This is a genomic window from Streptomyces sp. JB150 (genome assembly GCF_011193355.1).
Taxonomy (GTDB): domain Bacteria; phylum Actinomycetota; class Actinomycetes; order Streptomycetales; family Streptomycetaceae; genus Streptomyces.
In genome coordinates this window covers 5201143-5214415 of the sequence record NZ_CP049780.1, presented here as the reverse complement: position 1 = coordinate 5214415, position 13273 = coordinate 5201143, and the positions used below count along the sequence as shown (strand labels likewise).

At 72.7% G+C, this 13273-nt stretch carries 10 protein-coding genes; 8 read left to right on the top strand and 2 right to left on the bottom strand.

Going from position 1 to position 13273, the window contains the following annotated elements; all coding sequences use genetic code 11:
• Positions 1-118: 118 nt before the first annotated feature.
• Complete coding sequence (locus G7Z13_RS24230) at positions 119-733, top strand: PepSY domain-containing protein (protein ID WP_166002338.1); 615 nt, start codon at positions 119-121, stop codon at positions 731-733.
• 198 nt (positions 734-931) lie between these two features.
• Here the strand turns inward: G7Z13_RS24230 and meaB are convergent, their stop codons facing one another.
• Both meaB and G7Z13_RS24220 read right to left on the bottom strand, forming a co-directional pair.
• A complete protein-coding gene (gene meaB, locus G7Z13_RS24225; protein ID WP_166002337.1) occupies positions 932-1888 on the bottom strand; it encodes a methylmalonyl Co-A mutase-associated GTPase MeaB in 957 nt (318 codons plus the stop codon).
• Positions 1889-1929: 41 nt separating this feature from the next.
• Entirely contained in the window at positions 1930-3144 is a 1215-nt protein-coding gene (locus G7Z13_RS24220; protein WP_166002336.1) for an acetyl-CoA C-acetyltransferase, read from the bottom strand.
• Positions 3145-3290: 146 nt separating this feature from the next.
• Here G7Z13_RS24220 and mce point away from each other — a divergent pair, with 146 nt between their 5' ends.
• From mce to G7Z13_RS24185, 7 genes are all read left to right on the top strand, one after another.
• The gene (mce, locus tag G7Z13_RS24215) at positions 3291-3731 is read left to right on the top strand and encodes a methylmalonyl-CoA epimerase (RefSeq protein ID WP_166002335.1); all 441 of its coding nucleotides are present in this window, start codon (positions 3291-3293) and stop codon (positions 3729-3731) included.
• 211 nt (positions 3732-3942) lie between these two features.
• Entirely contained in the window at positions 3943-8022 is a 4080-nt protein-coding gene (gene scy / locus G7Z13_RS24210; protein ID WP_166002334.1) for a polarized growth protein Scy, read from the top strand.
• Between the two features lie 219 nt (positions 8023-8241).
• Positions 8242-9180 (top strand): cellulose-binding protein, encoded by a 939-nt coding sequence (locus G7Z13_RS24205; RefSeq protein ID WP_166002333.1) that lies wholly within the window; start codon positions 8242-8244, stop codon positions 9178-9180.
• Positions 9181-9278: 98 nt separating this feature from the next.
• Positions 9279-10238, top strand: a complete 960-nt coding sequence (locus G7Z13_RS24200) for an ABC transporter ATP-binding protein (RefSeq protein WP_166002332.1) — start codon at positions 9279-9281, stop codon at positions 10236-10238.
• A gap of 5 nt (positions 10239-10243) precedes the next feature.
• Positions 10244-11014: an ABC transporter permease subunit gene (locus G7Z13_RS24195; RefSeq protein ID WP_166002331.1), complete on the top strand. Its 771-nt coding sequence runs from the start codon at positions 10244-10246 to the stop codon at positions 11012-11014.
• 113 nt (positions 11015-11127) lie between these two features.
• The gene (locus tag G7Z13_RS24190; protein WP_166002330.1) at positions 11128-12423 is read left to right on the top strand and encodes an ABC transporter ATP-binding protein; all 1296 of its coding nucleotides are present in this window, start codon (positions 11128-11130) and stop codon (positions 12421-12423) included.
• Complete coding sequence (locus G7Z13_RS24185) at positions 12420-13271, top strand: ABC transporter permease (protein WP_166002329.1); 852 nt, start codon at positions 12420-12422, stop codon at positions 13269-13271. Before G7Z13_RS24190 ends, G7Z13_RS24185 begins: the two co-directional genes overlap by 4 nt.
• Positions 13272-13273: the final 2 nt, after the last annotated feature.

Sequence of the window (13273 nt, the reverse complement as noted above, 5' to 3'; positions counted from 1 at the left end):
GCGTACAGGGTGGCAAACCGAAGCTGAAGCGATCTTCAGGTCGCTTCAGCGTGGCTTCAGGTTCGGCTCGGCAGGGTGGATCACGTCGCAACCGAGCGAGTCGACCTGGAGGGTCCTCATGAAGCGCAACATCGTCATCGCCGCCGTCACCGCGACCGCCCTGCTCGGCGGAGGAGCCGCGGTCGCCTTCGCGAACGGTGACGACGGGGCGAAGGGTGCCGTCGCGGACGGCTCCGCCGACCGGGCGGCCGCGAGCGAGGTGACCGCCGTGGAGGCCATCGACGCCGCGCTGAAGGAGCGGGCGGGCACCGTGGTCTCCGTGGACCTGGACGACGACCGGGACGAGGACGGGGACGACGGCGGGAACGGCAAGCGGGACGTCGCCGCCTGGGAGGTCGACGTCCTGGGCTCCGGCAGCACCTCGTACACCGTCCGGGTGGACCCGGCGAGCGGCAAGGTCCTCGGCACGGAGACCGACAAGGACGAGGACGACGTCGCAAAGGCGCGCGCGCTGCTCAAGGGCGCCGACGTGGACGCCCGTGAGGCGGCGCGGGCCGCTGCCGCGGAGGGGGTCGTGACGTCCGTGGACCTCGACGACGAGGGGCGCTCCGCGGGGTGGGACGTGGAGACCGCCGGGGAGTCCGGGCAGGACTGGCGCGTCGACCTGAAGACGGGGAAGGTCACGGCGGAGCGGGACGACTCCGGTTCCGAGACGGACTCCGAGGAGGACTGAGCGGGTGGGTCCTGCGGGGCCGGGCTTTCGTCGCCGGGTGCGGGCGGTAGGTGGCTGGTCGCGCAGTTCCCCGCGCCCCTTCGGGCGCTGACGCGCCCGCGCGGCGGAACCGCGTTCGAGGGGCGCGGGGAACTGTGCGAGCAACCCTCACTGCCCGCACCCGGCGACGCGGCGCGTCCACCTTGGACCTCAGCCGCCCTAGGCCTCCGTCAGCCCCGCGACCAGCTCGTCCGCCGCGCGGTAGGGATCCAGCTCGCCCGCGACGATCCGTTCCGCGAGGGCGGACAGCCTGCGGTCGCCGTGGAGGTCGCCGATGCGCTCGCGCAGGGCGGTGACCGCGATGGTCTCGACCTCGCGGGCGGCGCGGGCGAGGCGGCGTTCGGCGAGGACGCCGCGCTCCTCCATCCAGGCCCGGTGCTTCTCCAGGGCCTCCACCACCTCGTCGACGCCCTCGGCGCGCGCGGCGACCGTCTTCACGATCGGGGGCCGCCAGTCGCCGGGGCCGCGGGACTCGCCGAGGCCCAGCATGTGGTTCAGCTCGCGGGCGGTGGCGTCGGCGCCGTCACGGTCGGCCTTGTTGACGACGTAGACGTCGCCGATCTCCAGGATTCCGGCCTTCGCCGCCTGGATGCCGTCGCCCATGCCGGGGGCCAGCAGGACGACGGAGGTGTCGGCCTGGGAGGCGATCTCGACCTCCGACTGGCCGACGCCGACCGTCTCCACCAGGATCACGTCGCAGCCCGCGGCGTCCAGGACCCGGATCGCCTGGGGCGCGGCCCAGGCGAGGCCGCCGAGGTGGCCGCGGGTCGCCATGGAGCGGATGTAGACGCCGGGGTCGGAGGCGTGCTCCGACATGCGGACGCGGTCGCCGAGCAGGGCGCCGCCCGAGAACGGGGACGAGGGGTCGACGGCCAGGACGCCGACCCGCTTGCCCTGCTTGCGGTACGCCGTGACCAGCGCGGAGGTGGACGTGGACTTGCCGACGCCGGGCGAGCCGGTCAGACCGACGACGTAGGCGTTGCCGGTGAGCGGGGCGAGCGCCGCCATGACCTCCCTGAGCTGCGGGGACGCCCCCTCCACCAGGGAGATCAGCCGGGCCACGGCCCGTGGCCGGCCTTCCCTGGCCTGGGCGACCAGCGAGGAGACGTCCTGCATCACAGCTCCGTTCACTAGAGATCGGCTATCGAAAGGGCCGCTCAGGCCTTCGGCACCCGCACGATCAGCGCGTCGCCCTGGCCGCCGCCGCCGCACAGCGCGGCCGCGCCGACACCGCCGCCGCGCCGCTTCAGCTCCAGCGCGAGGTGCAGCACGAGCCGGGCGCCGGACATGCCGATCGGGTGCCCCAGGGCGATGGCACCCCCGTTGACGTTCACCTTTTCGGTGGACACGCCGAGGTCCTTCATTGACTGCACGGCGACCGCGGCGAAGGCCTCGTTGATCTCGATCAGGTCGAGGTCGGAGACCTCCAGGCCCTCCTTCTTCAGGGCGTGTGCGATCGCGTTCGACGGCTGCGACTGCAAAGAGTTGTCCGGGCCGGCGACGTTGCCGTGGGCGCCGATCTCGGCGATCCAGTCCAGGCCCAGCTCCTGCGCCTTGGCCTTGCTCATCACCACCACCGCGGCGGCGCCGTCGGAGATCTGCGAGGAGGAGCCGGCGGTGATCGTGCCGTCCTTGGAGAACGCCGGGCGCAGCTTGGCCAGGGACTCCACGGTGGTGTCGCCGCGGATGCCCTCGTCCTTGCTGAAGAGAACGGGATCGCCCTTGCGCTGCGGGATCTCGACCGGGGTGATCTCGGCCTCGAAGACGCCGTTCTTCTGCGCGGCGGCGGCCCGCTGGTGGGACAGGGCGGCGATCTCGTCCTGCGCCTCGCGGCTGATGCCGAGGCGGGCGTTGTGCTTCTCCGTGGACTCGCCCATGGCGATGTTCTCGAAGGCGTCGGTCAGACCGTCGTACGCCATCGCGTCGAGCATCTGCACCGCGCCGTACTTGAAGCCCTCGCGGGACTTCGGCAGCAGGTGGGGGGCGTTGGTCATGGACTCCTGGCCGCCGGCGACCACGATGTCGAACTCGCCGGCGCGGATCAGCTGGTCGGCCAGCGCGATGGCGTCGAGGCCGGAGAGGCAGACCTTGTTGATGGTGAGCGCGGGGACGTTCATCGGGATGCCCGCCTTGACGGCCGCCTGGCGGGCCGGGATCTGGCCCGCGCCGGCCTGGAGCACCTGGCCCATGATCACGTACTGCACCTGGTCGCCGCCGATCCCCGCACGGTCGAGGGCGGCCTTGATCGCGAAGCCGCCGAGGTCGGCTCCGGAGAAGGACTTCAGCGAGCCGAGCAGCCGCCCCATCGGGGTACGCGCACCCGCGACGATGACGGACGTCGTGCCGTTTGTCCCAGAAGTTCCAGAAGACATGAGCTGCGATCCCCTTACCGGCTGCACAGCCGAGGAGTGAACGAGGGTTTACTCGAATGTACTGAGCGGTATCCCGCCCGTCATCGGGCTGTCGGTGTGATCGCGCGCACGTTGCGTAACCACCTCCGGAGCGCTGCACTGAGTCCATGCTGACGCGAATCGACCACATCGGGATCGCCTGTTTCGACCTCGACAAGACCGTCGAGTTCTACCGTGCCACGTATGGCTTCGAGGTGTTCCACACCGAGGTCAACGAAGAGCAGGGCGTGCGCGAGGCCATGCTCAAGATCAACGATACGTCCGACGGCGGGGCGTCGTACCTCCAGCTCCTGGAACCGACCCGCGAGGACTCCACCGTCGCCAAGTGGCTGGCCAGGAACGGCGAGGGCGTCCACCACATCGCCTTCGGCACCGCGGACGTCGACGGGGACGCCGCCGCCATCAAGGACAAGGGCGTGCGGGTGCTCTACGACGAGCCCCGGCGCGGCTCCATGGGGTCGCGGATCACCTTCCTGCACCCCAAGGACTGCCATGGCGTCCTGACAGAACTGGTCACTTCGGCGCCTGTTGAGTCACCTGAGCACTGACCCTCGTACATAGGGGCCGGTAGGGTTGGGGTCGGTCGCCCCGCTTCCACCGGGGCGACCCGTGCCGGGGTCCGGGTTTCGGGGGACGAGCGTCGGGGCAGCAGCCCGTGTTCCGTCGTTGATCTGACACCATTCCCCGGGGGCCCCGTTCGGCGGATGGACGGAGCTCGTTTGGAGAGACTTGCGACCAGGGGACGGATGGGACCGCGCAGTGCGGGGCTACGAGAGCCAGGAGCGAGAGCCGGCGGCTGACGTCGACCACCTCTCTCGGTTCGAGGCCGAGATGAAGCGGCTGAGGACCGAGCGGGAAAAGGCCATCCAGCACGCCGAGGACCTCGGCTACCAGGTCGAGGTGTTGCGGGCCAAGCTGCACGAGGCGCGCCGCACCCTCATGACCCGGCCCGCCTACGACAGCGCCGACATCGGCTACCAGGCCGAACAGTTGCTGCGCAACGCGCAGATGCAGGCCGACCAGATCCGCGCCGACGCCGAGCGCGAGCTGAGCCAGGCCAGGGCGCAGACCCAGCGCATCCTTCAGGAGCACGCCGAGCAGGCCGCCCGGCTCCAGGCGGAGCTGCACCAGGAGGCCGTGACCCGGCGCCAGCAGCTCGACCAGGAGCTGGCCGAACGCCGGCAGACCGTCGAGTCGCACGTCAACGAGAACGTGGCGTGGGCGGAGCAGTTGCGTGCCCGCACCGAGCAGCAGGCGCGCCGGCTGCTGGAGGAGTCCCGCGCGGAGGCCGAGCAGGCGATGGCCGCCGCCCGCGCGGAGGCCGAACGGCTCACCGCCGAGGCCCGCCAGCGCCTGCAGGCCGAGGCCGAGGCGGCCCGCGCGGAGGCCGAACAGCTGCTGCGCCGCGCCCGCGCGGACGCCGAGCGGCTGCTCAACGCCGCCTCCACGCAGGCGCAGGAGGCCACCGACCACGCCGAGCAGCTGCGCACCTCCACCGCCAGCGAGTCGGAGGCCGCCCGCCGGCAGGCCGCCGAGCTGAGCCGCGCCGCCGAGCAGCGGATGGCCCAGGCCGAGGAGGCGCTGCGCAAGGCGCAGTCCGAGGCGGAGAAGCTGGTCACCGAGGCCAAGGAGGCCGCCGCCAAGACCCTGGCGAGCGCCGAGGCCGCCAACGAGACCCGCACCCGCACCGCCAAGGAGCAGGTCGCCCGGCTGGTCAGCGAGGCCACCAAGGAGGCCGAGTCCACCAAGGCGGAGGCCGAGCAGCTGGTCGCGGACGCCCGCGCGGAGGCCGAGAAGATCGTCGCGGAGGCCGTCGAGAAGGCCCGTGCGATCGCCGCCGAGGAGACCGCCACCCAGCTGTCGAAGGCGGCGAAGACCGCCGAGGACGTGCTGACCAAGGCGTCCGAGGACGCCAAGAAGACCACCAGGGCCGCCGCCGAGGAGGCCGAGCGGATCCGCCGCGAGGCCGAGGCCGAGGCGGACCGGCTGCGCGCCGAGGCGCACGACATCGCCGAGCAGCTCAAGGGCGCGGCGAAGGACGACACCGAGGAGTACCGCGCCAAGACCGTCGAGTTGCAGGAGGAGGCCCGCCGGCTGCGCGGCGAGGCCGAGCAGCTGCGCGCCGACGCGGTCGAGGAGGGCGAGAAGATCCGCGCCGCGGCCCGCAAGGAGGCCGTGGCGCAGATCGAGGAGGCGGCGAAGTCCGCCGAGGAACTGCTGGCCAAGGCGAAGGCCGACGCGGACGAGCTGCGCCGCACCGCCACCGCGGACAGCGAGAAGGTCCGCACCGAGGCCATCGAGCGGGCGACGACGCTGCGCCGGCAGGCTGAGGAGACCCTGGAGCGCACCCGCGCGGAGGCCGAGCGCCACCGCGAGGAGGCCGCCGAGCAGGCCGAGACCGTCAGGGCCGAGGCCGAGCGGGCGGCGCGCGAGCTGCGCGAGGAGACCGAGCGGGCGGTCGCGGCCCGGCAGGCGGAGGCCGCCGAGGAGCTGGCCCGCCTGCACGCGGAGGCCGAGCAGCGGCTGGCCGCGGCCGAGCAGGCGCTGACGGAGGCCCGTGAGGAGGCCGCCCGGCTGCGCCGGGAGGCCACCGAGGAGACCGACCGGCTGCGCGCCGAGTCCGCCGAGCGGATCCGCACGCTGCAGCAGCAGGCCGAGACGGAGGCCGAGCGGCTGCGTGACGAGGCCGCCGCCGACGCGTCGGCGTCCCGCGCGGAGGGCGAGGCCGTCGCCGTACGGCTGCGGTCGGAGGCCGCCGCGGAGGCGGAGCGGCTGAAGCAGGAGGCGCAGGAGAGCGCCGACCGGATGCGCGCCGAGGCGCAGGCCGCCGCCGAGCGGCTGGCCGCGGAGGCGTCGGAGACGCTGGCCGCCGCGCAGGAGGAGGCCGCCCGGCGCCGCCGCGAGGCCGAGGAGACGCTGGGCGCGGCCCGGCAGGAGGCCGACCAGGAGCGCGAACGGGCCCGCGAGCAGAGCGAGGAGCTGCTGGCGAGCGCGCGCAAGCGCGTGGAGGAGGCGCAGGCCGAGGCGGTCCGGCTGGTCGAGGAGGCCGACCGGCGCGCCACCGAGATGGTGGCCGCGGCCGAGCTCCACGCCCAGCAGGTGCGCGACTCGGTCGCCGGGCTGCACGAGCAGGCGCAGCAGGAGATCCAGGGCCTGCGCAGCGCCGCCGAGCACGCGGCGGAGCGCACCCGCAGGGAGGCCGAGGAGGAGGCGGACCGGGTCCGCACCGACGCGTACGCCGAGCGGGAGCGGGCGAGCGAGGACGCGACCCGGCTGCGCCGCGAGGCCACCGAGGAGGTGGAGGCCGCCAAGGCGCTCGCGGAGCGCACCATGGCGGAGGCGCTGGCCGAGTCGGAGCGGGTGCGGTCGGACGCGTCGGAGTACGCCCAGCGGCTGCGCACGGAGGCGACGGACAACCTCGCCGAGGCCGACCAGGCGGCGGCCCGCACCCGTGCGGACGCCCGCGAGGACGCCAACCGGATCCGCTCGGACGCGGCGACGCAGGCGGACACCCTCATCACCGAGGCGCGGTCCGAGGCCGAGCGCCTGACCACGGAGACGGCCGCCGAGGCCGAGCGGGTGCGCACCGAGGCGCTGGCGGAGGCCGAGCGGGTCACGACGAAGGCGGCCGCGGAGGCCGAGCGCGTCACCACCGAGGCGGTCACCGAGGCGGAGCGGCTGCGCACGGAGACCACGGCCGAGGCCGAGCGGGTGCGCACGGAGGCGCTTGCGGAGGCGGACCGCGTCACGACCGAGGCACTGGCCGAGGCGGACCGCGTCACCACCGAGGCGCTGACCGAGGCCGAGCGGGTGCGCACCGAGGCGGTCGCGAACGCCGAGCAGCTGCTCGCGGAGGCCACCGGCGAGGCGGAGCGGCTGCGTGCCGAGGCCGCGGAGACGGTCGGGTCGGCGCAGGCGCGCGCGGAGCGCGTGCGGGCGGAGTCGGAGCGGGTCAGGGCCGAGGCGGCCGAGGAGGCCGAGCGGGTCACCGCGACGGCGCGCGAGGAGGCCGAGCGGACCCTGGACGAGGCCCGCAAGGAGGCCAACAAGCGGCGTTCGGAGGCGGCCGAGCAGGTCGACAAGCTCATCTCGGAGACCACCGCGGAGGTCGACAAGCTGCTCGCGGAGGCGCAGGAGCAGGCGCTGAAGACCACCGCGGACGCCGAGTCGCAGGCCGACACCATGGTGGGCGCGGCACGCAAAGAGGCGGAGCGGATCGTCTCGCAGGCGACGATCGAGGGCAACTCCCTGGTGGAGAAGGCCCGTACGGACGCGGACGAGCTGCTGGTCGGCGCCCGCCGGGACGCGACGGCCATAAGGGAGCGCGCGGAGGAGCTGCGCGACCGCGTCACCACCGAGATCGAGGAGCTGCACGAGCGGGCCCGCCGCGAGGCCGCCGACACCATGAAGTCGACCGGCGACCGCTGCGACGCGCTGATCAAGGCCGCCGAGGAGCAGCTGGCCAAGGCCGAGGCGAAGGCGAAGGAGCTGGTGTCGGAGGCCAACTCCGAGGCCGGCAAGGTGCGGATCGCCGCGGTGAAGAAGGCCGAGGGGCTGCTGAAGGAGGCCGAGCAGAAGAAGGCCAAGCTCATCAAGGAGGCCGAGGAGCTGAAGGCCGAGGCGGTCCGCGAGGCCCAGCGCACGGTCGAGGAGGGCAAGCGCGAGCTGGAGGTCCTGATGCGCCGTCGCGAGGACATCAACGCCGAGATCTCCCGTGTCCAGGACGTGCTGGAGGCGTTGGAGTCTTTTGAGGCGCCGGCGGCCGGCAAGGACGGCGGCGTCAAGGCCGGTGCCACGGTGGGCGCGCCTCGTTCGGGTGGCAAATCGTCGGACGGGTAGCCGAGGAGGCGGGCAGCGGTGTTTGCTGGAGTCTTTGACCCCGTCCCCGACGGGGCCTTTGGCCAAGCCTTTGCCGACGTGTCTGGCAAGCGATCCGAGGGTCAGCCACTCAAAAGGGGTGTCATTCTCCAGATCAAACACGCATCCGCTCGATGACACGCCGCTTCGGCCCCTAGGATTCCCCTTATCACCTCACCGGTCTCATTCGACAGGAACCCCATGAGCGACACTTCCCCCTACGGCTTCGAGCTTGTGCGGCGTGGATACGACCGCGCTCAGGTGGACGAACGTATCTCCAAGCTCGTCTCCGACCGTGACAGTGCTCTCGCCCGCATCACCGCTCTGGAAAAGCGCATCGAGGAGCTCCACCTCGAAACGCAGAACGCCCAGGCCCAGGTCAGCGACGCCGAGCCGTCGTACGCCGGTCTCGGCGCGCGCGTGGAGAAGATCCTGCGACTCGCCGAGGAAGAGGCCAAGGACCTGCGCGAGGAGGCCCGTCGCGCGGCCGAGCAGCACCGTGAGCTGGCCGAGTCGGCGGCCCAGCAGGTGCGCAACGACGCCGAGGCGTTCGCCGCCGAGCGCAAGGCGAAGGCCGAGGACGAGGGCGTCCGGATCGTCGAGAAGGCCAAGGCCGACGCCGCCCAGCTGCGCGCCGAGGCGCAGAAGGACGCGCAGTCCAAGCGCGAGGAGGCCGACGCGCTGTTCGAGGAGACCCGCGCCAAGGCCGCCCAGGCCGCCGCGGACTTCGAGACGAACCTGGCCAAGCGCCGCGAGCAGTCCGAGCGCGACCTGGCGTCCCGTCAGGCCAAGGCCGAGAAGCGCCTCGCCGAGATCGAGCACCGCGCCGAGCAGCTGCGCCTGGAGGCCGAGAAGCTGCGCACCGACGCCGAGCGCCGCGCCCGCCAGACGGTGGAGACCGCCCAGCGCCAGGCCGAGGACATCGTGGCCGACGCCAACGCCAAGGCGGACCGGATCCGTTCGGAATCCGAGCGCGAGCTGGCCGCCCTCACCAACCGCCGCGACTCCATCAACGCCCAGCTCACCAACGTGCGCGAGATGCTCGCCACGCTCACGGGCGCCGCGGTGGCCGCGGCCGGCACGCCGTCCTCGGACGACGAGCCGATCTCCCGCGGGGTCCCGGCCCAGCAGACCCGGTAACCGGCGGTCCGCCAACCGGCGGTCCCGCCAACCGCACGGCGCCGAGCCCCCTGCCACTTCCGGTGGCAGGGGGCTTTGTCCCGTTCTAGCGTGGCCGCATGATCGAGCTCGAGGGGCTGACCAAGCGGTACGGCGAGAAGGTGGCGGTCAACAACCTGACGTTCGCCGTGCGACCCGGCATCGTCACGGGCTTCCTCGGCCCGAACGGCGCGGGCAAGTCCACCACCATGCGGATCGTGCTGGGCCTGGACCGGCCGACCGCCGGGGACGTGCGCATCGACGGCAAGCACTACGACCGGCTCAGGGACCCGCTGACGTACATCGGCGCGCTCCTGGACGCCAAGGCGGTGCACGGCGGGCGCAGCGCCTACCACCATCTGCTGTGCCTCGCCCAGAGCAACGGCATCCCGGAGCAGCGGGTGCACGAGGTGCTGGACACGGTCGGACTCACGGCGGTGGCCCGCAAGAAGGCCAAGGGGTTCTCGCTGGGCATGGGGCAGCGGCTCGGCATCGCCGCCGCGCTGCTCGGCGACCCGCGCATCCTGATGTTCGACGAGCCGGTCAACGGGCTCGACCCCGAGGGCATCCACTGGATCCGCACGCTGGTGAAGTCGCTGGCCGCGCAAGGGCGGACGGTGTTCGTGTCGAGTCATCTGATGAGCGAGATGGCGCTGACCGCGGACCACTTGGTGGTGATCGGGCAGGGCCGGCTGCTCGCCGACACCTCCATGGCGGACTTCATCGCGAAGAACTCGCGCAGTTACGTCCGGATCCGCACCCCGCAGCCGGAGCGGCTGCTGGACGTGCTGCACGGGGCCGGGATCGCGGCCGTGGCGAACGGCGGGGCGTTCGAGGCGGACGGCGAGAAGCCGGAGCGGATCGGCGAGCTGGCCGCGCAGCACCAGGTGGTGCTGCACGAGCTGAGCCCGCAGCAGGCCTCGCTCGAGGAGGCGTTCATGCGGCTGACCGCGGAGTCGGTCGAGTACCACGCGCACTCGGACACCCCACCCGCGCCGCGGCAGCGGCAGCAGTGGGGCGACGGCCGGCGGAAGGGCTGAGGAGCATGGCGGCCACCCAGGTCATCCGGTCGGAGTGGACGAAGATCCGCTCGGTGGCGTCCACGGTGTGGACCCTCTCGCTCGCCGTGCTGGTCACCATCGCGCTGGGGATGCTCATCGCCGCGCTGTCGAAGAACGAGTTCGACTCCATGAACGCCCGGGACCGGCTGTCGTTCGACCCGACGTTCATCAGCTTCGCGGGGATGAGTCTCGGTCAGCTCGCGATGATCGTGTTCGGGGTGCTCGTGGTCTCCAACGAGTACAGCACCGGCATGATCCGCACCTCGCTGGCCGCCGTACCGCAGCGCGGCGTGTTCCTGTCCGGCAAACTGGCGGTCGCGACCGGGCTCGCCCTGGTGGTCGGGACGGCCACCAGCTTCGCCGCGTTCTTCCTCGGGCAGGCGATGCTCGGCGATCTCGGGGCGCGCCTCGGCGATCCGGGGGTGCTGCGGGCGGTGATCGGCGGCGGGCTCTACATGACGCTGATCGCGATGTTCTCCATGGGCGTCGCCGCGATGCTGCGCTCCCCGATGCTGTCGCTGGGCATCCTGATGCCGTTCTTCTTCCTGATCTCGAACATCCTCGGCAACGTCGGCGCCACGAAGAGGATCGGCCGGTTCCTGCCGGACCAGGCCGGCAGCAAGGTCATGCAGGTGGTGCCGCCGGCCGGCGACGACACCCCGTACGGCCCGTGGGGCGGCCTTGGGATCATGGCGCTGTGGGTGGTCGCGGCCCTGGCCGGCGGTTACCTGCTGCTCAAGCGACGGGACGCCTAGGAGCGGTCGTTTCTTTACTCGCTCTTGGGTGGAACCGTCAGCGCCCCGATATCCTCCTAACCCTTACGGGGGCGTGTGCCCCGCTGTCCTGAACCTTTCGATGGGTGCGGAGCATGATCGAGGCAGTCGGCCTGACCAAGCGCTACGGCGACAAGACCGCTGTGTACAACCTTTCCTTCCAGGTGCGGCCCGGCGCCGTCACCGGCTTCCTGGGCCCCAACGGCTCCGGCAAGTCGACGACGATGCGCATGATCCTCGGCCTGGACAACCCCACCTCGGGGCAGGTGACGATCGGCGGCTACCCGTACCGCAAGCTGCCGAACGCGCCCCGCCAGGTCGGCGCGCTGCTCGACGCTAAGGCCGTGCACGGCGGCCGGACGGCCCGCAACCACCTGCTGTCCCTGGCCCAGCTGTCCGGCATCCCGGCCCGCCGGGTGGACGAGGTGCTGGGCGTGGTGGGCCTCCAGGACGTGGCCCGGCGCCGCTCGAAGGACTTCTCGCTGGGCATGGGCCAGCGGCTCGGCATCGCCGCGGCGCTGCTGGGCGACCCGCAGGTGCTGCTGTTCGACGAGCCGGTCAACGGGCTCGACCCCGAGGGCATCCTCTGGGTGCGCAACCTGATGAAGTCGCTCGCGGCCGAGGGCCGTACCGTCTTCGTCTCCTCGCACCTGATGAGCGAGATGGCGCTGACCGCCGACCACCTCATCGTGATCGGGCGCGGGCAGCTGCTCGCCGACATGAGCGTGCGGGACTTCATCGCGGCGAACTCCGCCGGGTTCGCCCGGGTGCGCACCCCGGACACCGAGTCGCAGGCGCGCGAGAAGCTGGCGTCCGCGCTGACCGAGGCGGGCGGCCAGGTGCTGCCCGAGCAGGACGGGGCGCTGCGGGTGACCGGGCTGCCGCTGCCGCGCATCAGTGACATCGCGCACGAGACGGACGTACGGCTGTGGGAGCTGTCGCCGCACCAGGCCTCCCTGGAGGAGGCGTACATGCGGATGACGCAGGCGGCCGTCGACTACCGCTCCACCACCGACCAGAAGGCGGGCCTCCAGCAGCCGCTGCCGCCGGGCGCGCAGCCGCCGGTGCCGGTGCCCGGCCAGGGCCAGCCGGGCTGGTACGCCCCGCCGCCGCCCCAGCAGGGCGGGCAGCCGTTCGCGATGCCGCAGGCGCCGGGTCCCTACGGCGCCCCCGGCCCGTACGGCGGCCCGCAGGCCCCGGCCGCGCCCCCCGCCCCGGCCGGTCAGCCGAACCCGTACGCGCAGCCGGCGCCGCAGCAGCCGCCCGCGCCCGCCCAGGCGCCGGGCCAGGCTCCGGCGGCCGCGCCCGCCGCCGCCCCGGCGCCCGAGGCGCCCGCGCCGCAGGCCTCCGCCCCCGTCTCCGACCCGACCCAGTCCGAGGACGCCCGATGAGCACGCCCCAGACCCCGCCGTCGCCGGCCGCGCCCGGCATGCCGCCGTACTCCGGTTACACCTCGCCGATCCCCGTCGTGCGCACCCACCTCGGGCACGCCATCGCCTCGGAGTGGACGAAGATCAAGTCGGTGCGCTCCACGATGTGGACGCTCGGGGTCTTCGTCGCACTCGTCGTCGGCATCGGCCTGCTGACCGGCACCGTGGTGGGCAGCTCGGCCTCCGAGAGCGACCTCGGCTCGGAGAGCGCGCTGGCCCTGGGCTTCTTCGGGCTGTTGCTCGGCAGCATGTGCGTCATCACGCTCGGCGTGCTGACCACGGCGTCCGAGTACGGCACGGGCATGATCCGCACCACGATGACGGCCTGCCCCTCGCGCGGGCGGGTGCTGACGGCGAAGGCGATCGTCTTCTTCGCGGTCGCGTTCACCGTGACGCTGCTCTCCTCCTCCCTGGTGGCCGTCGCCCAGGTCGGCATGGTGGACGCCCGGGACCCGTCGGGCGGCGAGTGGCTGAAGGCCACGGTCGGCGTCTCGCTCTACATCGCGCTGCTCGGTCTGCTGTCGCTGGTCGTCGGCTCGATCATCCGGCACTCCGCGGGCGCCATCACCATCATGATCGGCGCGGTTCTCGCCCCGCTGGTGGTCGCGCTGTTCATGTTCTCCTCGTCGCTGGAGGACGTGCGCACCTTCCTGTTCGAGTACTCGATCCCGAACCAGCTCGGCGTCTTCTACGCCAACTCCCTCAGCGACTCGGGCCCGACGGGCTGGGACCCGCTGTGGATCATGCTGGGCGTCACCGCCGTCGCCTTCGCCGGCGCCTACGCGCTGCTGGAGCGGCGCGACGTCTAGCG

Coding starts and splice junctions, on each gene's coding strand:
- G7Z13_RS24230 (WP_166002338.1), top strand. CDS start 119: ATGAAGCGCAACATCGTCATCGCCGCCGTCACCGCGACCGCCCTGCTC.
- meaB (WP_166002337.1), bottom strand. CDS start 1,888: ATGCAGGACGTCTCCTCGCTGGTCGCCCAGGCCAGGGAAGGCCGGCCA.
- G7Z13_RS24220 (WP_166002336.1), bottom strand. CDS start 3,144: ATGTCTTCTGGAACTTCTGGGACAAACGGCACGACGTCCGTCATCGTC.
- mce (WP_166002335.1), top strand. CDS start 3,291: ATGCTGACGCGAATCGACCACATCGGGATCGCCTGTTTCGACCTCGAC.
- G7Z13_RS24205 (WP_166002333.1), top strand. CDS start 8,242: ATGAGCGACACTTCCCCCTACGGCTTCGAGCTTGTGCGGCGTGGATAC.
- G7Z13_RS24200 (WP_166002332.1), top strand. CDS start 9,279: ATGATCGAGCTCGAGGGGCTGACCAAGCGGTACGGCGAGAAGGTGGCG.
- G7Z13_RS24195 (WP_166002331.1), top strand. CDS start 10,244: ATGGCGGCCACCCAGGTCATCCGGTCGGAGTGGACGAAGATCCGCTCG.
- G7Z13_RS24190 (WP_166002330.1), top strand. CDS start 11,128: ATGATCGAGGCAGTCGGCCTGACCAAGCGCTACGGCGACAAGACCGCT.
- G7Z13_RS24185 (WP_166002329.1), top strand. CDS start 12,420: ATGAGCACGCCCCAGACCCCGCCGTCGCCGGCCGCGCCCGGCATGCCG.